The sequence below is a fragment of the Chloroflexus sp. MS-G genome (genome assembly GCF_000735195.1).
Lineage (GTDB): Bacteria > Chloroflexota > Chloroflexia > Chloroflexales > Chloroflexaceae > Chloroflexus.
The window spans coordinates 16244-37308 of sequence record NZ_JPIM01000024.1 but is presented as its reverse complement, the minus strand read 5'-3'; the positions used below and the strand labels follow the sequence as shown (position 1 = coordinate 37308).

Sequence of the window (21065 nt, the reverse complement as noted above, 5' to 3'; positions counted from 1 at the left end):
CGTTGTACCTGACATCATACCACAGGTTTTGAAACTTTCTAATCATTTATATTGCGACAGAGCGTGTTATAATATGACACAATATCGCCACTCTAGCACAAGGAGCTGCAAGATGGCAATGGCAGATACGTTGCTACGTCCGGTTCGTCAGGTGCAACACTGGTTAGAGGCCCGTCCTCGCTTACGGATGTGGCTACGTGTGTTTCGTCTCAGTCTCTTCCAGTTTGGCATGGGTCTCTCGCTGGCGCCGTTGACCGGTACGCTCAATCGGGTGCTTATCAACGAATTGGGCATTGCTGCATTTCTCGTCGGGTCGTTGCTCGCGCTTCACTATTTTATCTCACCTGCCCGGGCAATTGTCGGCTTTAAGTCGGATGTTCATCGGGCGGCCGGTCGCTGGCGTACTCCGTATCTGGTGCTTGGCGCAATGCTGACCTACGGTGGGTTGGCAACGGCTCCTTTCTCGCTCATTCTTCTCAGTGGTGAGGGCTATTTACCCTTCCCCCTGGCTGTGATTGTCTGTTTTGGTATCTTTTTTGCCTACGGCTTAGGGGTGAATATCGCCGAGACTATTTATCTCGCTATCGTGAGTGATGTGACACCACCGGAAGAGCGAGGGCGCGTGTTGAGCATCCTGTGGGTCGCTCTGGTTTTGGGTACGATTGTTGGTTCGCTATTGATCGGTGAGCTGCTTATTGACTACAGTCATACCCGTTTGATCCAGGTGATGCAAGGATCGGCACTGGCCTTTGTGTTCCTGACGTTCCTGTCAATGCTTGATCAGGAGCGTTTGAAACCTAACGGCGAGCTGGTTGATTTCACGCCAGTACGGGTACGTGAAACGCTAGGTGAGTCGCTCCGTATGCTGGCCGCACAGCGACCGCTGCGCAATCTCTTTATCGTGTTGGCTCTGGCAACGACCGGTTTTGCGGTGCACGATGTGTTACTTGAACCCTATGGTGGACAGGTGTTGGGGATGAGTGTCGCCGAGACGACTCGCCTGACCGCGATGTGGGGCGCCGGTATGCTAACGGCGATTGTGCTGACCGGTTGGTTACTCTGGCGCGGCCATCCGGCGTTGCGCATGCTCGGCGGCGCCTCGTTGCTAGGTGTTGTTGGATTTGCCACGATCAGCCTTGCCAATTCACCTGATCGCGTTGGTCAGTTTCTGGCAGGCGTTGCCCTGATCGGGATGGGGCGTGGGATGCTGATTGTTGGTGGTCTGGCACTGGTAATGGGGTTGTGCGACCGGACGCATGCCGGTCTCTTCCTGGCCCTCTGGGGCATTACGCAGGCGCTGTCGCAAGGGGTTGGCACGATTGCCGCTGGTCTGGCTCGTGATGTGATCGGACGACTTAGCGGTGAGGTTGCCAGTGGTTATATCGCCGTCTATCTGAGTGCGCTGCTGTTGATCGCAACCGCTGGTGTCCTGCTGTTGATCCTCAGTCTGCGCGGTCAGCTTCGTGCTGAACAGGTGCGTTCGCCGTGGAGTAGCTTAGAGCAGGTGAATGCCGATCAGATTATCTTCTGATACTATGCTGGCGCGGCGGGTTACCAAGGGCCTATCTGAATAACCGTCTCGCGGTACGGCGGATACAACCTGATAGATGTACAGGCGCAGCGGCGCTGCGCCCGTACCTGCTGCAACAGAAGATGTCGGATTAGCGATCCGTAATCATCCTCGTGGACACCAGTAGGGGCGAGGAGTCGCCTTGCCCCTCCTCGTCACCGTGTCCTGGCATCATGACTTGTCATGATGCTCGTTGGGTGGGTTGCCCCACCCATCTGCCTGCCGTATCTGCGTGCTCTTTCTGAGGGCGTGCTCAGTCGCTCAGTCGCGGTTATTCCGCCAGAGCAGGACAGCTCCGATCAAGATAAGTGCCAGTGGCCAGACCCAGGCTGCGCGATTGAAGATCAGCTCCAGCAGAGTAAAACCACCCTCACCGGCTAGTACCAGCGAGCCGATGACGGCCATTACACCGCCGGGAATGAATGGCCACCAGATGCGCTGATTGGCAAAGAGTGTACTCAGGATCGGGATCGAAGCCCATCCGATTGCAAACGAGAGCAGAAATACACCGCCTTCGATCTCTTCAGCAAGAGGTAGCGTCTCTACCAGAGCTGCGCCCAGGCCGATACCGCCGAGAATGCCCGCCGGGATGAACCAGCCACTTTCGTGCGTACGAATACCGACACTAGCGAAAATGATGGCCAGAACTGGCAGAACAAGTAGACCGCTATTGATGATGTAGCTCAAGAGCAGGACAACACCGATGGCGATCAAGATTATTCCTGCGGTGGTGCGGTTGTTTTGTCGGAGAACAGTGGTTTCCGTTTTCATTGTGAGCCTCACTTTCTGGTGTGCTTTATTTCTGCCTCCAGTATAAAATGGTAGGAACCTGATAACCAGTGCTGAAGGTCAGATATTGGTCATAGAGTGAGGTGTGACCTTTGCCACATTGCTTCATAGTAAGATCGTGCGTGCAGAAGAGCGCAGCATTCTGTCCCGAGATGATGTACGTCATCGTTGGGGTGCCAATCATACCCATCGCCGCGTTGATAGTGGCGGGTGCCAACCTCGCTTGTGGGAGGATGTGCCAGCCAGTGGATTTCAGTTACACGCTGTACGATTACGGGCCGGAGGCCCGCGCTTCCAGGGGAAGGACTCTTCGTGGGCCGGAGACTGGCGCTCCCAGAGAGACTTTGTGGGTAAGATCAGCGTGAACAGAATGTGACTGAAAGTGAAGAACTCTGAGACAACATGAGAGAAAGGTGAGGAGGCCAACCACAGAACCTATCTCGCGCTCCTTCCCTCCTTTCCCTCTGGGGGAAACGTGAGGGGGTTAGATACCTGCCTGGAGGCTTTGATGACGGAACGCTTACTCGCATACACTCTTTCGGTAGCAGTGTTAACGCTCATTCCCGGCGCTGACACAATGTTGACCCTGCGCAATGCGTTGGCTCGTGGTCATCTGGCGGGGATTGCCACCGCTTTTGGGATCGGGAGTGGCCTGTTTGTTCAGGCAACGTTCTCTGGATTGGGGCTGGCGGCGATTGTTGTCAGTTCTGCCCAGCTATATCACACCATTAAACTGGCCGGCGCTGGCTATCTGGCCGGTTTGGGTATCTGGACGATACTCACAACACGGCGTCAACATTCGCCGATCAAACACGATCGTGTGGTGGGGCAGGAACGTCATGCGTTTGTTGAAGGATTGCTGAGTAATGTGCTGAATCCCAAAGTAGCAGTCTTTTATCTGGCGTTTCTGCCTCAATTCATCTCTCCTGACGATCCGGTATTGCTGACCGCACTCGCGCTCACGATCATTCATTTCGCCTTGAGCGTCATCTGGTTCTCGATCCTTACGATTTTGGTAAGCAGTGTCAGTTCCTGGTTGCGCCGCAATGAAGTACGTCGCCGACTGAACTATGTGACCGGTACGGTGCTGACCGTGTTAGGTGTTCGGCTGGCGGTAGAGGGATAAAGACTACTGGCGAGTGATTTCGTACATCAAAATACCTGCTGCAACGGCCAGATTGAGTGAATCGCTCCGTCCACGCATAGGGATGCGCACGACCAGATCGCAGTCTGCCAGTTGTTCATCGCTCAGTCCGTGGCGCTCGCTGCCCAATACGAGCACTAGTGGTCGTGAATAGCGTGCTGTACGGTAATCACAGGCGCCACGATCAGAACTGCCAACCAGGGCGATCTGCTGTTGCCGACACCAGTTCAGCAGATCACGCCAGTTGGTACGTACCACGTGTTGGCTAAACAGAGCGCCCATACTGGCACGCACGGCTGCTGGATCGAATGGATCCGTTGTTGTTCCAACCAGAATGACTCCACTAAACCCTGCACCATCGGCAGTACGCAGAACGGTACCCAGATTGCCCGGATCGGCAACCTCAACCAGAGCAACCCAACCCACAGTTGCCGGTGGTAGTTCACTCAAGGGCGTGTATCGAATGTGTCCTACCGCCGCCAGACCCTGGGGATGCTCTTTTTCGGTCAGACTGGTAAAAACAGCGGCGCTAACGGTCAGGATTTTACCACCTTCAGCGGCGTAAGTGGTGATCACATCGTGGGCGAAAGCACTGCTGAGCAGATCAGGGGCCACGATCAACATTTCCAGCGGTGCGCCACACTGAATCGCTTCAGCCACCGGTCGAATGCCCTCGATTAGATACCGTCCCTGTTCGTCACGTGCTTTGCGTTGCTTCAGTGCACGAAGTGCTTTAATCGTTGGGTTGGCGAGACTGGTGATGATCATACCGGTAATACCTTACCAGGATTCAAACGCTCTTCTGGATCGAAGCTGAGTTTGATCGCACGTTGCACGGCGATCTGCCTTTCACCCAGTGCTTTCAGCATGAACGGTCGTTTGAGCGTGCCGATTCCGTGTTCACCCGACAACGTACCACCAACTTCCAGCGCCGCAGTGAAGACGGCTTCTGCGCAAGGCCATACCCGTGCGACCTCAGCCGGATTCCGGGCATCGAAGAGAATATTCGGATGCAGATTTCCGTCTCCGGCATGACCAAACACAACGATGGGCAGATTATACTCGGCACTTACACACTTGATACGGTTGACGCATTCGGCTATCCGGCTAACCGGTACGCTAATATCTTCGCCTAACCGGTTCGGGCGGATGCGACCAAGAGCCGGTGAAATGACCCGTCGCGCTTGCCAGAGATTCGCCTCATCGGTCGCATTCTGGGCTACAACCACCCGTTGGGCGCCGCCGGATCTGGCTAAATCGGCTAACACTGCTGCTTCATAATCAACCACCTCTGGTTCGCCGTCGGCTAGCATCAGCAGCATCGCACCGGCATCACGTGGTAGTCCAATATGGAGGAAGGCTTCAACTGCGGCAATTGTGGTGTCATCCATCAGTTCGAGACTGGCCGGGATAATGCCTGAAGCCATGATCCGCTCAACAGTTGCACAGGCAGCAACAAGATCGGTAAAAATGGCCATTGTTGTACGGCGAGCGCGGGGAAGCGGAATGAGCCGTAACGTAGTTTCGGTAATGACGGCCAGCGTGCCTTCGGAACCAACCAGCAGTTGCGCCAACCCGTTATGTTCACCCTGTCCGATCAGACCATCGCCATAGCGAACAACAGTACCATCCGCCAGGACGGCTGTTAGTCTCAACACATAGTCAGCGGTGACCCCATACTTCAGGCAGCGCGGGCCACCCGCGTTACAGGCAATATTGCCACCAATGGTTGAAGCCGTTTGACTGCTAGGGTCTGGTGGGTAAAAGAGACCGACCCGTTCAGCAGCACGCTGCAATTCGGCGGTAATCACCCCTGCTCCCACATGAGCGATCCGTTGTTCGCGGTCAATCGTGAGATGTTCTAGCCGATTAAGACCAATCACCAGGCTGCCTGGTGTAGGTACTGCGCCACCGGCCAGACCACTGCCAGCGCCGCGACTGACGACCGGCAACCGATGAGCGGCTGCAATCTGCATCAGTGCGGCAACTTCTGCGGTATTGGCCGGTAAGGCTACAGCGTAGGGCAGGGCCTCGGCTTGGGCATTCGAGGCATCCTGACAGTAAACGGCCAGGTGATCGGGGTGAGTGAGCAGATAGCGGGCACCGACCACCCGCCTGAGATCTGCAATCAGATCGTTTTCTATCGCCCTGCTAGAAGTGGCAAGGGCAGGATAGGCTGGCCGGGGTGGTGGCCCAAACTCTGAGCACGGTTGACCGCCTGCTGAAGCAGCCTGCGCTTTAAGTGTGGCATAGCTCTTAGAATCAGGTAAAGGAGAAATATGTAGACTTCCTACACCGACATCACCCCAGATCACCGTATCAGAGTTGATGAGACGTTGGCAGAACGTCAGAAAATCGGTTAACGCTCGTCGCGGCAATGTAACATCGAGCCGTTGTTCTGGCGCAAGCGCACAATGTCGCTGCGCAAGCTGTTCCCAATGGCGCCAGCCATCAGCAGGATTAGAGGTAACGATCAGGTCATAGTGAGCAGCCATCGTTTCCACCTGCTGAGCCTGCCGCTCAACCACTACTGGAAAGCCGGCTATTTCAACAAGGAGTAATCCCTGCGCATCGAATGCCAGGGCGCGAAGTGCCATATTGGCAGCCATCAGATCATTGGCCAGCATCAATAACGACTCAATCGGCCCTTCCACAAGCCGCAGTGCAGTAGCCCTCGGCAACGGACGTAGATTAAATGTCAACTCTTGGAGTTCGCCTAGTCGTACTCCTTGCCCGGCCAATGCCCGATGGAGGTTATAACCGGTTGCCCGTTTAAGCGTCGGCCCACCAACGGTCAGCAGCCCATCAGCCGTGTTCAGCGTGGCTGCCCGCACATACCGACCAATCGGGCCGCTGTGCAGGCGATAACGACCACCACTATTACAAGCTACCAATTCAGCTAATGTGGCCTCTACCCGCAACGGGATAATTGGTAGACAGAGTCCGTATGCAGCCAGAACCTGGTTAAAAGTGGTCGCCGTAGCAGTTGCCTGGGCGCTGGCCAATAGCGCACCAGCGTTGACAGTAAACGTTGATGAGGTGGTTGTCATACCTTCTGTACTGAAGCCCTTGACTTATCCTAAGCTGGCGGCACATAATCTACCACCAGCGCAATTGCCGCTGCGATCTCGTCCATTTTCGTTGCTGGTGCTCGACCAACAAGCTTTTGAAAACAGTGTACATCAACATAATGCAGTTGGAGCAGGTCTACAGCATGGGGAGCATTCAACCGAGTGGGCCAGGCACTGTCGAGACGCTGCATCCATACCAGATCATTAAATCGGTCTTCCCATGGGCGCAAGCGAGCTACCAGGCGAACCGGCAATCGTTCAAAGGCATTCGCACTCACGACGAGTACCAGGGTCTGGGTGTGGTCGCCGAGATCGACATACCAGATCTCACCACGACGGGGGACATTAGTTGTACTCACTCGTGACAACCTCGTGGGCTGGAGTAGCGGTAACCTGATAAAGATCACGGGCTGTTTCGGCCTGCGCAGTCAGAATCGCGTGGCGTTCAGGTAGTGGCTGGTACAGCAACTGCTGACACCGACCCATCTCTGGTTGGTCAACCGGAATAGTGGTCTCACCACGTAACAGTCGCTGTGCTTCAGCCGGATCGATTAGCTCTTCAGCCAGGGCACGAAGGACTGTACGGCGCAACCAGATCGGTTCTTCCAGAGGAAGAGGTTCCGGCTCTTGCGTTCGCCAGCCACGTTCACTCAATTCAATCATCAACGATTTGTACAAACGTTGACTGATAATCTCCAGCGTCAGCATCCGGTACAGCAATGCCTGGATACTCATCCCGAAATGGTGTTTCATCAATATCAATTCATCCAGGTGCATGTGATGCCGGCGAGCGCCGATAAAGGCGCGTAAGTTGCTTGCCGGCGCAAGAAGAGCCGCTGCGAAGCGGAAAGCAGCTTTTTCTTCATCAAGATTGCCCTGCGGTTGCAGCACCAGATGCCCCAACTCGTGAGCTAGATTCATACGCCAACGGGCGCCATCGGCGGTACGGCGGGCAATCACCGCTGCTGCAACTGGTGTATCGTGTTCGTCGCGTACAACCGCAGCGACACCATCAAAGCCATCAACGGTATCAAGTGCGATCACGTGCAAACCATGATCTTCCAACACATCAGTCAGATTGGCGATAGGCGCGCTCCCTAAATCCCAACGGACGCGCAGCTCATTCGCTGCCGTTTCCGCATCAGCTAGATCGGCCACTGGATAGTGATGAAGTGACACATTCAGATAAGATACGTCGCCAATGAGGCGTTGGAGCCGCAATCGCTCACGCAGGACCTCATCAGCCAGAGCTGCGATCTGGTCATGCTGACGCTTTCGTAGCGATGCACGTTTCCGATAGGCGATCAGTTCAATACGTATCTCCTGGCCGTTAAGCAGATCGGTCGGACGCACACCAAGTGCCTGTGCCAAATGCTGTAGCACCGTTGGTGATGGCTTTGCCTGCCCATGTTCGTATTTCGAGATTGCCTGACGGGTGACAATATGGTTGGTAGCTTGAGCCAGGTCGCTGAGGGTCATGCCACGTGCCAGTCGTAACTGGCGGAGCCGTTGGTGATTCATAATTCCCCCTTTCAGTTGACAATTATCGTTGATCGTAGTCGGTTTGTCAACTGGTATTAACCTGGTTTTGGGGGCAACATGTTCCGTGTTCAGTCGTGTTTGCGAATGAATATCTTGTACACCCCTCAAGACCCTCCCTGACCTGCGCCGTTTGCCTGGGAACACGGGCCGCCGGCCCGCATCTTGCGATACCTGGCAGGGAACCCATTGGTAGGCACATCAGCACACCACGACCCCCTTCGGCCCCTGCCTATTTCTCCGTTTTCTTTTCTCCTGCCGGGCAGAGAAAAAATGTTGAAATCTGCTGAACCGGGTACCAAATTCCACGAGACTCTATTGACAAACGTCGTTTCTTCCAGTATATTGTACAAAAGTACAATAGTGAACAAATTTATCACTTCGCCGTGTCCCCTGTAGTCCATCAAGGAGGAGTCAATGAAGACGAGGCGTTCTTTGTCGGTTTTTCTCCACCTGTTCGTGTTGGTAGCATTGACGCTCGTTGGTTGTGCCGCACCGCCTGAAACCTCAACAGTCCCAACCCAGCAGACTCAACCAGCCACGGCTGCTCCGACAACACAAGATGGTATTCCACTGGCTTTTGCCGATCCAAACAAGAAGGTACGCATCGCGCTGGTACGCGAGGTTGGGGAGGGATCGTTCTTCGAGCGGTATCTGGCCGGGGCGCAATCAATGGCGAACGAGCTGGGAGTAGAACTGCTCGAGGCAACGGCGCGTGGTGATATGGCGAAGATGGTGACGGCGATGGAGAACTTTATCCAGCAAGGGGTCGATGCGATCATCGTCGACCACGGACGACCCGATCCATTGCTGCCCAAGATCGAGGAGGCCTTGGCGAAAGGGATCAAAGTGGTATCCTTCGACCTGGTGGTTGATAACCCGCAAGTTCCGGAAATCGAGCAGGACGATATGCTGATCGGCTTCTTGCTGGCGAAGAAGGTTGTGACCGACCACGGTGGTCAGGCAGATGTGGTGTATGTGAATGTAGGCGGGTTTGCGCCCCTCGACAAGCGTGACCGCATCTGGCAGGACTTCAAATGGCGCTATCCGGGTCTGAAGGAAGTGACGCGGATTGGGGCTGTTACCGACAACACCGCTGCCGACACCCAGACACGGATGGAAGCGACGATGAAGGAGTACCCGAATGCGAACGTCGTTGTCGCGATGTGGGACGAGTTTGCCAAAGGGGCCGTGCGGGCGATCACGCAAGCGGGACGAGCAAAAGACTATCAGGTCTACTCAGTCGATATTACCAACGAGGATATCCAACTGATGATCGCGCCGGACAGCCCGTGGGTTGCGACAGTCGCCACCGATTCGTACAGTGTGGGTCGGCTGGCAGTGCGCACGGCGGCGGCCCTGGTAGCGGGGGAAAAGGTAGACAAGTACTTGCTGGTACCGCCGCAGTTGATCACACGTGATTTCCTGTTGGCGAACAAGATCACCAATATGGACGAACTGATCCAGGCAATGCCGGCAATGGGTGAGTCGCCGCTTAACTGGTTCCCGTGGATGGAAAAGGTACTGGCCCGGAATGGCTACTCTATGCCACAAATCGCGGTCGGTGCTGGCGCAGAGATGAGTTCTCAACCAATTTGTCAGGTCAAGAGCGATCAGATTCCGAACGTTTTCACGAACAAGAAGGTACGCATCGCGCTGGTACGCGAGGTTGGGGAGGGATCGTTCTTCGAGCGGTATCTGGCCGGGGCGCAATCAATGGCGAACGAGCTGGGAGTAGAACTGCTCGAGGCAACGGCGCGTGGTGATATGGCGAAGATGGTGACGGCGATGGAGAACTTTATCCAGCAAGGGGTCGATGTGATCATCGTCGACCACGGACGACCCGATCCATTGCTGCCCAAGATCGAGGAGGCCTTGGCGAAAGGGATCAAAGTGGTATCCTTCGACCTGGTGGTTGATAACCCGCAAGTTCCGGAAATCGAGCAGGACGATATGTTGATCGGCTTCTTGCTGGCGAAGAAGGTTGTGACCGACCACGGTGGTCAGGCAGATGTGGTGTATGTGAATGTAGGCGGGTTTGCGCCCCTCGACAAGCGTGACCGCATCTGGCAGGACTTCAAATGGCGCTATCCGGGTCTGAAGGAAGTGACGCGGATTGGGGCTGTTACCGACAACACCGCTGCCGACACCCAGACACGGATGGAAGCGACGATGAAGGAGTACCCGAATGCAAACGTCGTTGTCGCGATGTGGGACGAGTTTGCCAAAGGGGCCGTGCGGGCGATCACGCAAGCGGGACGAGCAAAAGACTATCAGGTCTACTCAGTCGATATTACCAACGAGGATATCCAACTGATGATCGCGCCGGACAGCCCGTGGGTTGCGACAGTCGCCACCGATTCGTACAGTGTGGGTCGGCTGGCAGTGCGCACGGCGGCGGCCCTGGTAGCGGGGGAAAAGGTAGACAAGTACTTGCTGGTACCGCCGCAGTTGATCACACGTGATTTCCTGTTGGCGAACAAGATCACCAATATGGACGAACTGATCCAGGCAATGCCGGCAATGGGTGAGTCGCCGCTTAACTGGTTCCCGTGGATGTGTACACTGGCAGGTAGGTAAGCTAGACTGTGGTCGGAATGTGGTGTGGGGATGTGCCCCACACCACGTAGATGCCTCGGTAGGGGAAGGGGAATTTGAGGAGCAAGCGCAATGGCCGTTTTGAAAGCGTCTGGTCTTGGCAAAGTTTTTCCAGGGGTCGTGGCGTTAGATGGTGTCGATTTAGAGCTTCGTGGTGGATACGTTCACGCTTTGATAGGCGCAAATGGTGCTGGTAAAAGCACGTTGATTAAAATCCTTACCGGTTACTATCCATCATACGAAGGAAGAATTGAGCTGAATGGGCAATTAATCTCGATCCATAAACCATCTGATGCGTTCCGGTATGGTATTGAGGTTGTTCACCAGGAAGTTGATACAACTCTCATTCCGTATTTAAGCATTGCCGAAAACCTGCTCATCGAGAAGTTAGCTACTCCTGCTGAAGGTTTCTTTGTACGCAAAAGAGAATTACATCGCCAGGCTAGACAGATTTTGCAAACCTTACAGCTTGATATGGATGTAGATCAACCGGTAGCGGATCTGTCGCTACCACAAAAACAACTGTTAGTTATTGCACGTGCTATCTCACGAAATGCCTCATTTTTGATTCTGGATGAACCTACTGCGTCACTCGGGGTAAGCGATGTAGAACGTCTATTTACCATGATACGTAAGCTGAAACAAAGAGGCGTGTCGTTTTTATATGTTTCACATCGCCTGACGGAAATTCAGGAAATTGCCGATGACATTACCATTTTACGTGGTGGCAAGAAAGTAGCTTACTTCAATCGAGAAACGTTTGAAATGTCTAAAGCCATAGAAGCTATGTTAGGTGCCCAACCTGGCAAGCTCTTTCCTACTCGTATGCCAATAACAGAGCGTGAGCTAGTGTTAGAAGTGCGAAACCTAGGATGGGGTAAGCGGTTAAAAAATATCAGCTTCCAGGCGTTTCGTGGCGAGGTGCTTGGCATAACTGGATTGACGGGAGCGGGGAAAACTGAATTATTAAACATTCTCGCTGGTTGTGAAAAGGCCGATCATGGTGACATCATTCTCGATGGAAAAGTTGTACACTTTCGACAGCCAAAGGATGCTATTCGACACGGAATTTTCCTGATCCCTGAAGACCGTCGTCATCGAGGATTGTGGATTGAACATTCTATTCGTACCAATGTTACGTTACCCTTCATCCGCGATTTCAGCTATTTAAGTTTTGTTCTCCCTTTCAAAGAGATATCGCATGTTCTGCAAATAATCAACCGTCTCAAGCTTGTACCTCCAAATCCTGAGATGACCGTAAAGAATCTTAGTGGTGGCAATCAGCAAAAAGTGGTTATTGGTAAGTGGCTTTTGCAGAAAGGACGTGTCGTGCTCTTCGATGAAGCTACGCAAGGGATTGATATTGGTGCAAAGCAGGAGGTATATGTACTTGCTCGTGAACTTGCGCACACATCCGCTGTAATCTTTTCTTCCTCTGATGTGGATGAAGTCCTTGGTCTAGCAGATCATGTGCTCGTGATGCGCGATGGTCAAATTGTTGGCGAGTTTGATACCCAACCCATTGATCGTCAACAAGTCATGGAGTTAGCAACTGGCGCAGTCCGTACAACGACAGCCTACACCACTGCTCAGGAGGAGTAGGAAATTATGACATCCGATAAAACCCCTACAGCTTCGAGGAAAGCAGGTATAGCAGTAGCCAAACCGATTAGGGTTAACTTAGGTTCGTTTCTTTCCCGCTTTTTCCTACGCTATGGTCTGATTCTCACCTTGATTCTGGTTTCTCTGTTCTTCTCAATTCGCACCCAGGCCTTCGCTTCGATTGACAATCTGCTCGATATTTTGCGTGCGGTCTCTATTCTGACTATCGTGGCATTAGGAGTTACCTTCTCAGTAGTAGTCAGTGGCTTCGATGTGTCAGTGGGAGCAGTGACCGGTCTGGCAGTAATTCTTTCCACTGCTCTGATGGTCATTTGGGGTGTACCGTGGTACTTTGCTATTCTGATTTGTCTGGCTGTTGGTGCCATAATCGGTTTGTTGAATTCGTTTTTGATCATTCGATTGCGTATTCCTGATCTTTTAGCAACATTGGGTGTGCTTTATCTGGTACAAGGCTTGCAGATGAGTATCACGAAGGGTGATGCTGTATACAAAGGGATGACTAACCCCTGGAGTCCGACTCGTGAAATTGCTGGTGGTGCTATCCATCCAAACTTTCTGTTTCTTGGACAGGGTTTTGTCTTGTCGAGTGAGGCATTTCGCGGGATTCCTGTCCCAGTGGTGATTATGGCTGTGATCGCTCTCATCGCCTTTATCTTCCTAGAATTTTCACGATTTGGACGTATCTTCTACGCTGTCGGTGGAAATATTGAAGCTGCTCGCCTGGCAGGTGTCGATGTTAATAAGGTGCGCATGACGGCCTACGTAATCAGTAGCGTGTTAGCGACTATTGGCGGGTTAGTGCTGGCAGCACGGATCGGGTCAGGCGCAGTGAAAGCCGGTGATCCGTATCTGCTTGATGCTGTTGCTGCAACCTACTTCGGTTTTGCAGTGTTGAATGCGCGGCGCGCTAACGTATTTGGAACCGTATTAGGTGCAATCTTTGTAGGTGTCATGTTGAATGGTTTAACGATGATGAATATCCCCTGGTATATCCAGGATGTTATCAAGGGGTTAGTATTAATTGTGTCACTCGGTTTGAGCTACTATACTACTCGACGCTAATGTATAGGAAAAGGAGTGTAACACACATGGAACCACAAGTCGTAGCTTTAACCACTCAAACAGTGGTAGATTACCTCAAAACGACACCGGTTCATCAGCAGGTATTTGCAGGAGTCTCTGAGTTTGCAGCCTGTCAAATATCTGAAGGAAATGTTAATCTGATCTTTCGAGTTTCAGCATTGCACAACTCTCAGCAAAGTGTCATTGTCAAGCAAGCACTGCCGTATGCCTGGCGCTACCCTGATTTCAAAATGCCCGTAGATCGTTCACGTATTGAGTACGATTTCTTACAAAATCAAGCACGCTACTGTCCGGATCAGACCCCAAAAATCTACTATTATGATGAAAACCGTTACATTATTATTATGGAAGATCTGAACCGTCATCTGGTGATGCGTGAAGGATTGATGCAACAAATAGAGTATCCCCATGTAGATCGTCACATGGGATTGTTCATGGCACGTACACTCTTTTATACATCGGATTTGTATTTAAGTTCTACTGAAAAGAAAGCGTGGGTACCACGTTTTATCAATCCAGTGCTTTGTAAGGTACAAGAAGATCTGGTCTTTACCCAGCCCTACATGGAACATCCCAATAATCGTTACACTAGCCTGTTAGAGCCTCAGGTGCGATCTATCTATGCAGATGACGATCTGCGCTCGGAAATTTTCCTGCTGAAAGAGCGCTATATGAGCCACGCCCAGGCGCTGATCCATAACGATCTGCATACTGGCTCAATTATGCTGAACGTGCAAGAAACCAAGGTTGTCGATCCTGAATTCGCCTTCTTCGGTCCAATAGGTCATGACATCGGTTCTTACCTTGGTAATCTAGCACTCTCTTACGCTGCTCAGGAATACCATGCAAAAGACGACACCAAACGAACTGCTTATCGTCAATGGTTGGCCGATCTGATTGTGCGAACCTGGAATATCTTTGAAGAGGAATTCCTGACACTTTGGGAAAATCAGGGTAACGGTGATTGGCCCTCAGCAGCCTTTCGAGTCAAGTACATGCGCAATCTGCTACAGGATACGCTTGGTTTCGGTGCAGCCGAAATGATGCGTCGTTTGATAGGCATGGCACATGTACACGACTTTTGGACAATCGATGATCCTCATATTCGTGCTACTGCCGAAAGTTTGGGGTTAAATATCGCTACTTCCTGGTTGAAACAGCGGTATCGTGTAGAAGATATTCGGCAGGCTGTGGAGATGCTTTTGGCAGCTCGTCCCTCAATTTAGTCGATGAGTGTCAAGAGAAGGAATAGTTCTATGACAACATTTCGTAGCATTGAATGGAGAGACAATTCCTTGAGGCTGTTGGATCAGCGCAAGCTACCAGCGGAAACTGTCTACCTCGAATTGCGTGATCCACAGATGGTTGCCGAGGCTATTCGTGCTATGGTTGTGCGCGGTGCGCCAGCAATTGGTACGGCTGCTGCCTATGGTCTAGCACTAGCCGCTTTGCATTCTGTTGCTCAGCGAACAACCGATATGGTGCGAGAAGTCGAGCAAGCTGCCGAATTGCTGCGCGCCTCCCGACCTACCGCCGTCAATCTGTTTTGGGCTATTCAGCGCGTGATGGATAAAGTTTACGCTAGCCTTTCGTTAAGACCTGACGCGCTCCGTGAAGTTATTCTCCGTGAAGCACATGCAATTGCCGAAGAGGATGTTCGAGCTAATAAGCAGATCGGTCTGAATGCACAGCCACTCATCCCCAACCCGGCCAAGATTCTGCATCATTGCAATACAGGTAGCCTGGCAACGGTAGATTACGGTACTGCTCTCGGTATTATTCGGATTGCTCACGAAAGTGGCAAACAAGTTCACGCCTACCTGGATGAGACCCGTCCACGATTACAGGGCGCTAAACTGTCGGCATGGGAGCTGAATCAGCTTGGGATACCCCATACGGTTATTGTTGACGGGGCTTCGGGTTTGGTGATGAGGAAAATAGGTATTGATCTATGCGTCGTTGGTGCTGACCGTATTGCTGCCAATGGTGATACGGCGAACAAGATAGGTACCTATAACCTGGCAATCGTTGCCAAAGCCCATGGGGTGCCGTTCTACGTAGCTGCGCCTACAAGCACGATTGATATGAGTATTTGTAGTGGCGACGATATTCCTATCGAGGAACGGGGCGCGGAGGAAATTACGCATGTGGGATCAGAACGAGTGGTACCGCAGGGTTCACCAGAGTTGAATTATGCTTTTGATGTCACTCCAGCCGACCTGATTACCGCAATTATTACGGAAAAGGGTATTGCGTACCCTCCTTTTACCGAGAGCCTCGCTCGCTTAATGAATACGGACCAATGAAGTGAGGGAATTGACAGGTATGCAAGCAATATCTACGACCTGGCATGAACATACTAAGCGGGTTGCCCACGGTATTCGCCGTCGCGTCCTGGATTTTACCATCCGCAATAACGGCGGGTACCTGAGTCAGGCATGTTCAGCAGCCGAGATTCTGGCCACCCTCTACACTCGTGTTATGCGTATTGGCGAGAGTTGTGCATCGCGTATCCCACCACCTTTCCCCGGTGTACCGAGTAGGACCAATCCTAATTACTTTAGTGGCGCTGCATATAACGGCCCGTACAAACCCGAGTTAGACCGTTTTTTCATTTCTCCTGTTCATTGCGCGTTAGCCTTATACGCTCTGCTTGTTGAAGTGGGGCGCATGGACGCACAGGGTCTGGAGATGTTCAATAAAGATGGGAGTACCGTAGAGATGATCGGCGCTGAGCATTCACCCGGTCACGAACTGATGGCGGGATCGTTAGGTCAGGCCCTTAGTCAGGCAGCCGGTATTGCGCTTGCGCGTCGGCTTAAGGGACATACCGGTCGTAATTGGGTGTTCATGTCTGATGGTGAGTTTTGGATTGGGCAAACCTGGGAGGCGGTTGAAACACTTGTCTTCTACAAGCTGGATACGGTTGGTGTGTATATCGATGCAAACGGCCAATCAGCAGATGGCGCGATTGAAACAGTTATGGAGATAGGTTCGATCAAGGAGCGCTTGGCTGCGTTTGGTGCACGGGTATTTGAGGTAGATGGTCATGACGTTGAAGCATTAGCAGCTCCTGCTGAATTACCACCTGATGGTAGACCGTTATTCGTCGTCGCTCGTACCAATCCGTGTCAGGGTATACCATTGCTAGAGGAGCGACGTCCTCGTCTGCATTATGTGCGCTTTAAAGACGAAGCGGAAAAACAACGTTACCGCGAATTCTTGATGATGATGAACGGAGGTATTCATGGCGCTTGAGTCACGAGTTCATGCTCGTAAACTAGTCGAGTGGGCAAAAGACAAACCTGAAGTGGTAGTCTTTTCTGCTGATTTGACCAGCTCTACCGAGGTTGATTTGTTCCGTGATACCTATCCAGATCGTTTCTACTCGTTCGGCATGACCGAACAAAATATGATGAGCTTTGCCGGTGGAATGGCTCGTGAGGGCTTCACGCCCTTCGTGCACACGTTTGCCGTCTTTCTTTACCGGCGTGCCCTCGATCAAATTGAAATGTCTATTGCTTATCCTAACCTTCCGGTACGTATCTTCGGATTCCTACCCGGTATTACCACCCCTGGCGGCGCTACTCATCAGGCGATTGATGACATAGCGATTATGCGTGCTATCCCCAACATGACCGTCATCGAAACCGGGGATGCCACTGAGGTAGAAAGTGTGTTCGATGCTATTCAGCCAATTCGCGGGCCAGTGTATGTGCGTCAGTTACGCGGCGACATTCCACGTCTGTTTGATCCAGCAGAGCCGTTGCAGGTCGGTAAAGCGCGTATTCTCTCCAGAGGAAGTGATATTGCCCTATTCAGCAGCGGGATTTGCACTGAGGAGGCGTTAAAGGTAACGTCTATCCTTAGGGAAGCCGGGGTATCGGTTTACCATGTGCATGTAAATACCCTTAAACCTTTTAATGCTCACGAGGTGATTGAGATAACATCAAAGGTCAAATACGGTGTAATAACCTTTGAGAATCACACAATTATTGGTGGACTAGGTTCAGCTGTAGCGGAAGCGATAGCTGAAGCCGGATTAGGCAAGCGTCTGATACGCATCGGCCTTCGAGATACCTTTGCGCACGGAGGGAGTAAAACCTATTTGATGAAATACTATGGTCTTGATGCACTTGCGCTCGTTCGTGGTGTTGAACAACTGTTAGACATACATATCGAAATCGATGAACACGATTTGCAGGCAACTGTTCAGCAACCAATTCGCTCAGCAAGTAAAGCGGAGGATCTGTGATGTTAGCGCCGACTAAGTTAAGTCTCAGTGGTGAACGTTTTTCTGTCGTGTATCACATTGTCGGTAATCACGAAGAGGTGATGCGAAAGGCTGAAGATATTTGTGTCGAGCAGACAATAGAATTTCCAGCCGACTTAGTTCCAGATGATGATATTCGTAGCTCAATTATTGGTCGGATAGAAGAAGTAGAGGCTTGTGATAATAATACATTTCGTGTTCGCATCAGTTATGCTGTTGAAATTGTGCAAGGTGAGCTTACCCAGTTTCTGAATGTCATTTTTGGGAATATCAGTCTTAAACCTGGTATCCGAGTGCAGGATTTGCATTTGCCAGAAGCGCTATTGCGTGATTATCGCGGTCCTCGTTTTGGTATTTCAGGTGTTCGCTCGCTAGTAGGAGTCTCAGATCGACCACTCCTTTGTACGGCGATCAAGCCGATGGGGCTGTCAGTGGCCGAGTTATCACGACAAACATACGAATTTGCGCTGGGTGGAGTGGACATTATCAAAGACGATCACGGTCTTACGGATCAATCGTTCGCACCTTACCGCGAACGGGTGAGTCGTTGCGTGGAGTCGGTACAGAAGGCGAATCAGCAATCCGGTAGGGTAAGCCTCTATGCACCAAATGTTACCGCTCCTGGCGACCAATTGTTTGAACGGGCATACTTCGCTAAACAAGCCGGTGCTGGTGCATTGTTGGTTTCACCCGGTATTGTCGGCTTTGACCGAATGCAAGCATTGGCAGACGATGATCGGATAGCTCTGCCGCTGTTGTATCATCCTACTTTTTTAGGTAGTTTTGTTACTTCTCCACTTAACGGTATTTCCCATCGTGTAATCTTTGGGTTGATTGGTCGCCTGGCCGGAGCTGATATTGTTATCTTTCCCAATTTTGGCGGTCGGTTTTCCTTCTCTCGTGAAGAATGTCTCTCTATCGCTCAGGCAGCTTGCGAACCCATGGCACATTTACGCCCAATTTTTCCGGCTCCGGCAGGTGGAATGAAGATAGAAAGAATTGCCGAAATGATTGAAACTTACGGCAACGATGTAATCCTGCTGATAGGTGGAGATTTGCATCGTCATCCACAGGGTTTGCAAAAAGCGAGTCAACTATTTCGAGAGTCGGTTTTGCAAGGAAGGAGATACTCATGGCAATCCGATTACTTGGCCCAAATGATCCAGCAGTAGAGGCATTACAACTTCTGCTGTCAAAGAACCCTGATTTGGATGCGCAGATCGAGATTGTTCGTTGGGAAGACTACTATACAACATTACTCGAAAGCCTGAAATCAAACCCTTGTCCATTTCAGGCTATTTTCATTCCTGGCCATGTCTGGCTAGACTCTCTCATTCATACTGGCCTGGTGGTACCCCTTCCGTTAGATGAGGTAGATGCAGCAGTTGTCACAGATTATTGTCTGCATGATATTCTCCCGTCAGTTCGTAAGGAGTGCAGCAGAGCGGGTGAGTTGTACCTTGTACCTTGGTTCTCGGATGGTCATATCTGTTTCTTCCACGCAGATGTAGCAGATTTATTTAATGGAACAACGACACCAATCATACGCCCTACTCAGTTGATCGATGTCGCAAGAAAAGCTCATCGTCCCCCTGAACGCTATGGTATTGCTTTGAAAGCGGCTGTTAGTGAGATGTTTCTCGATTGGCTTCCATTCCTGTGGGATTTCGGTGGAGAGCTCCTTGATGGAGACCTGCATCCGGTTTTCACAACGCCACAAGCAGTGGAGTCTCTAGAAGCATACATCGCTCTGAAATCATACTGTCCTCCTGATGTGCATACATATGGTAATCTTGAAATTGGTCGTGTGCTGAAGGAGAACAGGGTGAGTATGGCGACCACTTGGGGCGGGCAGGCCAGCGCAATCTTTGGTAGTGCGGTAGAATCCAGTAACGTTGTACCGTATCGTGCTGGAGTATATGCTCAGCCATGGAATGCAACATGGGGAATTGGTTTGCCTGCACATCAGCCCCAATCAACACGGCGCAGTGTAGCTGAATGGTTATTGCGAATTGCTAATCAGCAAATGGACGAATACATACTGCGGGTTGCTGGAAGTCCAGTCCGAATCAGTACATATTCAAGCCAAAATTTCCAGCGCTACTTTTGGTTGCCTGCACAATGGGAGATGTTACAGCGCTGCCGCACGCTGCCATTTACGCATAAGTTGAGTGATATATTAGGAGTGATGTACCCAACAGTATATGCGGCATTTATAGGTGAAAAATCGGCAAGAAAAGCACTTGCTGATGCAGAGTCGACCATTTTGCAGCTTTTGAGGAATATATGAAACGTACAATAATGAGTGGCGATACCAACAGCGATGGTCTTATGGTAGTAGTCGCATGGCTATACTACCATGAAGATTTGACTCACGATCAGATTGCCAAACACCTTGGCATCCCACGCATTAAGGTTACTAGACTCCTACAAAAAGCCCGTCGTGAAGGGATTGTGGAGTTCCGCATTACCCGCCCACTTCCGCAAGAGTTTGAGCTACAGCAGCGTTTACTTGCAGCTACATCGCTGAAGGAGGTTCTGATTGTTCAGAGTCGTCGCAATTTTGAGGAAACCTTGGAAGCGGTCGGAAAAGCTGCTGCTGATCACCTCTATCGGCAACTACGGAATGAACTGCGGATCGGTATGGGATGGAGTACAACCGTTTCGCGGATGGCTCCATACATCTATACCCCGAAAAAGCGCTATACTCTGACGGTATGCGACTTGGCCGGTACGATGGTAGGTCAATCCAATCCATATTCGATTAGTTGGTTAGTAGCACAGCGTCTGAACGCAAAGTTGAAAACTCTGTCCGCGCCGGTTTTAGTTGCCAGCGAGGAAACTCGTCAGGCCCTTCTGCAAGAACCGAGTTTACAGCAGGTTCTCGAAGAGGTACGACGAGTAGACATTGCATATGTGGGTCTTGGTCATGTTGGGAATGATACGACACTTGTCCGAATTGGTCTGCTATCGCCGTTGGATATCCGGCAATTGCAAGAACGGGGAGCAGTCGGTGAGATATTAATGCGCTATTATGACGAACAAGGGCGCCATGTCCCGTGTCCATGGGAGTCACGTGTTATTTCTCTGGAATGGGAGATCATTCGACAAATTCCGCATGTGGTGGTCATTGCAGCGGGTGATCACAAAGTGGACGCGATTACAGCGGCAATTCATGGTAGACTCTGTCATACTTTAGTAACAGACACAGATACAGCCTTGAAGGTGATTAAGCGTTTTCAAAGAGTTATGTGAAAGCCATCATACCAGTATTAATTTGTTATATTAGGCAGAACTTGTAGGCTGAAGGTACTACAGGATAAAAGGACAGAAGGGTACCCGGAAACAATTTGCGAGCACCCCTATCCCCTCTCA

General features: G+C 51.5%; 17 protein-coding genes. 12 read left to right on the top strand and 5 right to left on the bottom strand.

The annotated features are described in order from the left end of the window. The first annotated feature begins 112 nt into the window (after positions 1-112). Positions 113-1531: a BCD family MFS transporter gene (locus tag JE47_RS0106425; RefSeq protein ID WP_031458966.1), complete on the top strand. Its 1419-nt coding sequence runs from the start codon at positions 113-115 to the stop codon at positions 1529-1531. A gap of 300 nt (positions 1532-1831) precedes the next feature. Here JE47_RS0106425 and JE47_RS0106420 read toward each other — a convergent pair whose 3' ends face one another. Continuing rightward, positions 1832-2341: a hypothetical protein gene (locus JE47_RS0106420; RefSeq protein WP_031458965.1), complete on the bottom strand. Its 510-nt coding sequence runs from the start codon at positions 2339-2341 to the stop codon at positions 1832-1834. Between the two features lie 526 nt (positions 2342-2867). On the opposite strand from JE47_RS0106420, the gene JE47_RS0106415 reads away from it, so the two are divergent. Then, the gene (locus tag JE47_RS0106415) at positions 2868-3485 is read left to right on the top strand and encodes a LysE family translocator (RefSeq protein WP_031458964.1); all 618 of its coding nucleotides are present in this window, start codon (positions 2868-2870) and stop codon (positions 3483-3485) included. A gap of 3 nt (positions 3486-3488) precedes the next feature. Here JE47_RS0106415 and JE47_RS0106410 read toward each other — a convergent pair whose 3' ends face one another. Genes JE47_RS0106410 through JE47_RS0106395 form a run of 4 tightly spaced genes read right to left on the bottom strand, consistent with a single transcriptional unit; the run spans position 3489 to position 8095 of the window. Then, positions 3489-4271 (bottom strand): TrmH family RNA methyltransferase, encoded by a 783-nt coding sequence (locus JE47_RS0106410; RefSeq protein ID WP_031458963.1) that lies wholly within the window; start codon positions 4269-4271, stop codon positions 3489-3491. Next, positions 4268-6553: an FAD-binding oxidoreductase gene (locus JE47_RS0106405; RefSeq protein WP_031458962.1), complete on the bottom strand. Its 2286-nt coding sequence runs from the start codon at positions 6551-6553 to the stop codon at positions 4268-4270. Before JE47_RS0106405 ends, JE47_RS0106410 begins: the two co-directional genes overlap by 4 nt. A 29-nt stretch (positions 6554-6582) precedes the next feature. Then, positions 6583-6933 carry a type II toxin-antitoxin system PemK/MazF family toxin gene (locus JE47_RS0106400; RefSeq protein WP_031458961.1) on the bottom strand — a complete coding sequence of 117 codons (351 nt, stop codon included), beginning with the start codon at positions 6931-6933 and terminating at the stop codon, positions 6583-6585. Next, on the bottom strand, positions 6920-8095 hold the full coding sequence (locus JE47_RS0106395; RefSeq protein WP_031458960.1) for a helix-turn-helix domain-containing protein: 1176 nt from the start codon (positions 8093-8095) through the stop codon (positions 6920-6922). Before JE47_RS0106395 ends, JE47_RS0106400 begins: the two co-directional genes overlap by 14 nt. A gap of 435 nt (positions 8096-8530) precedes the next feature. Between JE47_RS0106395 and JE47_RS20960 the strand changes: the two genes are divergently transcribed. From JE47_RS20960 to JE47_RS0106345, 10 genes are all read left to right on the top strand, one after another. Then, the gene (locus JE47_RS20960; protein WP_051871081.1) at positions 8531-10693 is read left to right on the top strand and encodes a sugar ABC transporter substrate-binding protein; all 2163 of its coding nucleotides are present in this window, start codon (positions 8531-8533) and stop codon (positions 10691-10693) included. Between the two features lie 90 nt (positions 10694-10783). Further along, positions 10784-12313 (top strand): sugar ABC transporter ATP-binding protein, encoded by a 1530-nt coding sequence (locus JE47_RS0106385; RefSeq protein WP_051871080.1) that lies wholly within the window; start codon positions 10784-10786, stop codon positions 12311-12313. A 6-nt stretch (positions 12314-12319) separates the two neighbouring features. After that, on the top strand, positions 12320-13396 hold the full coding sequence (locus tag JE47_RS0106380) for an ABC transporter permease (protein WP_081909998.1): 1077 nt from the start codon (positions 12320-12322) through the stop codon (positions 13394-13396). A gap of 26 nt (positions 13397-13422) precedes the next feature. Next, the gene (gene mtnK, locus JE47_RS0106375) at positions 13423-14643 is read left to right on the top strand and encodes an S-methyl-5-thioribose kinase (protein ID WP_051871079.1); all 1221 of its coding nucleotides are present in this window, start codon (positions 13423-13425) and stop codon (positions 14641-14643) included. Between the two features lie 30 nt (positions 14644-14673). After that, positions 14674-15723, top strand: coding sequence for an S-methyl-5-thioribose-1-phosphate isomerase (gene mtnA / locus JE47_RS0106370; RefSeq protein ID WP_031458955.1), 1050 nt, complete (start codon positions 14674-14676; stop codon positions 15721-15723). Between the two features lie 19 nt (positions 15724-15742). Next, positions 15743-16675, top strand: a complete 933-nt coding sequence (locus JE47_RS0106365) for a transketolase (protein WP_031458954.1) — start codon at positions 15743-15745, stop codon at positions 16673-16675. Next, positions 16665-17672 carry a transketolase family protein gene (locus JE47_RS0106360; protein ID WP_031458953.1) on the top strand — a complete coding sequence of 336 codons (1008 nt, stop codon included), beginning with the start codon at positions 16665-16667 and terminating at the stop codon, positions 17670-17672. Before JE47_RS0106365 ends, JE47_RS0106360 begins: the two co-directional genes overlap by 11 nt. Then, complete coding sequence (locus tag JE47_RS0106355; protein WP_035419103.1) at positions 17672-18862, top strand: RuBisCO large subunit C-terminal-like domain-containing protein; 1191 nt, start codon at positions 17672-17674, stop codon at positions 18860-18862. Before JE47_RS0106360 ends, JE47_RS0106355 begins: the two co-directional genes overlap by 1 nt. Further along, positions 18823-19980, top strand: a complete 1158-nt coding sequence (locus JE47_RS0106350) for an ABC transporter substrate-binding protein (protein ID WP_031458951.1) — start codon at positions 18823-18825, stop codon at positions 19978-19980. The genes JE47_RS0106355 and JE47_RS0106350 overlap by 40 nt, the downstream gene beginning before the upstream one ends. Next, positions 19977-20945 carry a sugar-binding transcriptional regulator gene (locus JE47_RS0106345; protein ID WP_031458950.1) on the top strand — a complete coding sequence of 323 codons (969 nt, stop codon included), beginning with the start codon at positions 19977-19979 and terminating at the stop codon, positions 20943-20945. Before JE47_RS0106350 ends, JE47_RS0106345 begins: the two co-directional genes overlap by 4 nt. The last annotated feature ends 120 nt before the right edge of the window (positions 20946-21065 follow it).

Excerpts from the sequence above, each read along its gene's own strand:
- JE47_RS0106420 (WP_031458965.1), bottom strand. The coding sequence starts at position 2,341 with ATGAAAACGGAAACCACTGTTCTCCGACAAAACAACCGCACCACCGCA.
- JE47_RS0106415 (WP_031458964.1), top strand. The coding sequence starts at position 2,868 with ATGACGGAACGCTTACTCGCATACACTCTTTCGGTAGCAGTGTTAACG.
- JE47_RS0106405 (WP_031458962.1), bottom strand. The coding sequence starts at position 6,553 with ATGACAACCACCTCATCAACGTTTACTGTCAACGCTGGTGCGCTATTG.
- JE47_RS0106350 (WP_031458951.1), top strand. The coding sequence starts at position 18,823 with ATGGCAATCCGATTACTTGGCCCAAATGATCCAGCAGTAGAGGCATTA.
- JE47_RS0106385 (WP_051871080.1), top strand. The coding sequence starts at position 10,784 with ATGGCCGTTTTGAAAGCGTCTGGTCTTGGCAAAGTTTTTCCAGGGGTC.
- JE47_RS0106410 (WP_031458963.1), bottom strand. The coding sequence starts at position 4,271 with ATGATCATCACCAGTCTCGCCAACCCAACGATTAAAGCACTTCGTGCA.
- JE47_RS0106395 (WP_031458960.1), bottom strand. The coding sequence starts at position 8,095 with ATGAATCACCAACGGCTCCGCCAGTTACGACTGGCACGTGGCATGACC.
- JE47_RS0106425 (WP_031458966.1), top strand. The coding sequence starts at position 113 with ATGGCAATGGCAGATACGTTGCTACGTCCGGTTCGTCAGGTGCAACAC.
- JE47_RS0106355 (WP_035419103.1), top strand. The coding sequence starts at position 17,672 with ATGTTAGCGCCGACTAAGTTAAGTCTCAGTGGTGAACGTTTTTCTGTC.
- mtnK (WP_051871079.1), top strand. The coding sequence starts at position 13,423 with ATGGAACCACAAGTCGTAGCTTTAACCACTCAAACAGTGGTAGATTAC.
- mtnA (WP_031458955.1), top strand. The coding sequence starts at position 14,674 with ATGACAACATTTCGTAGCATTGAATGGAGAGACAATTCCTTGAGGCTG.
- JE47_RS20960 (WP_051871081.1), top strand. The coding sequence starts at position 8,531 with ATGAAGACGAGGCGTTCTTTGTCGGTTTTTCTCCACCTGTTCGTGTTG.
- JE47_RS0106345 (WP_031458950.1), top strand. The coding sequence starts at position 19,977 with ATGAAACGTACAATAATGAGTGGCGATACCAACAGCGATGGTCTTATG.
- JE47_RS0106365 (WP_031458954.1), top strand. The coding sequence starts at position 15,743 with ATGCAAGCAATATCTACGACCTGGCATGAACATACTAAGCGGGTTGCC.
- JE47_RS0106360 (WP_031458953.1), top strand. The coding sequence starts at position 16,665 with ATGGCGCTTGAGTCACGAGTTCATGCTCGTAAACTAGTCGAGTGGGCA.
- JE47_RS0106380 (WP_081909998.1), top strand. The coding sequence starts at position 12,320 with ATGACATCCGATAAAACCCCTACAGCTTCGAGGAAAGCAGGTATAGCA.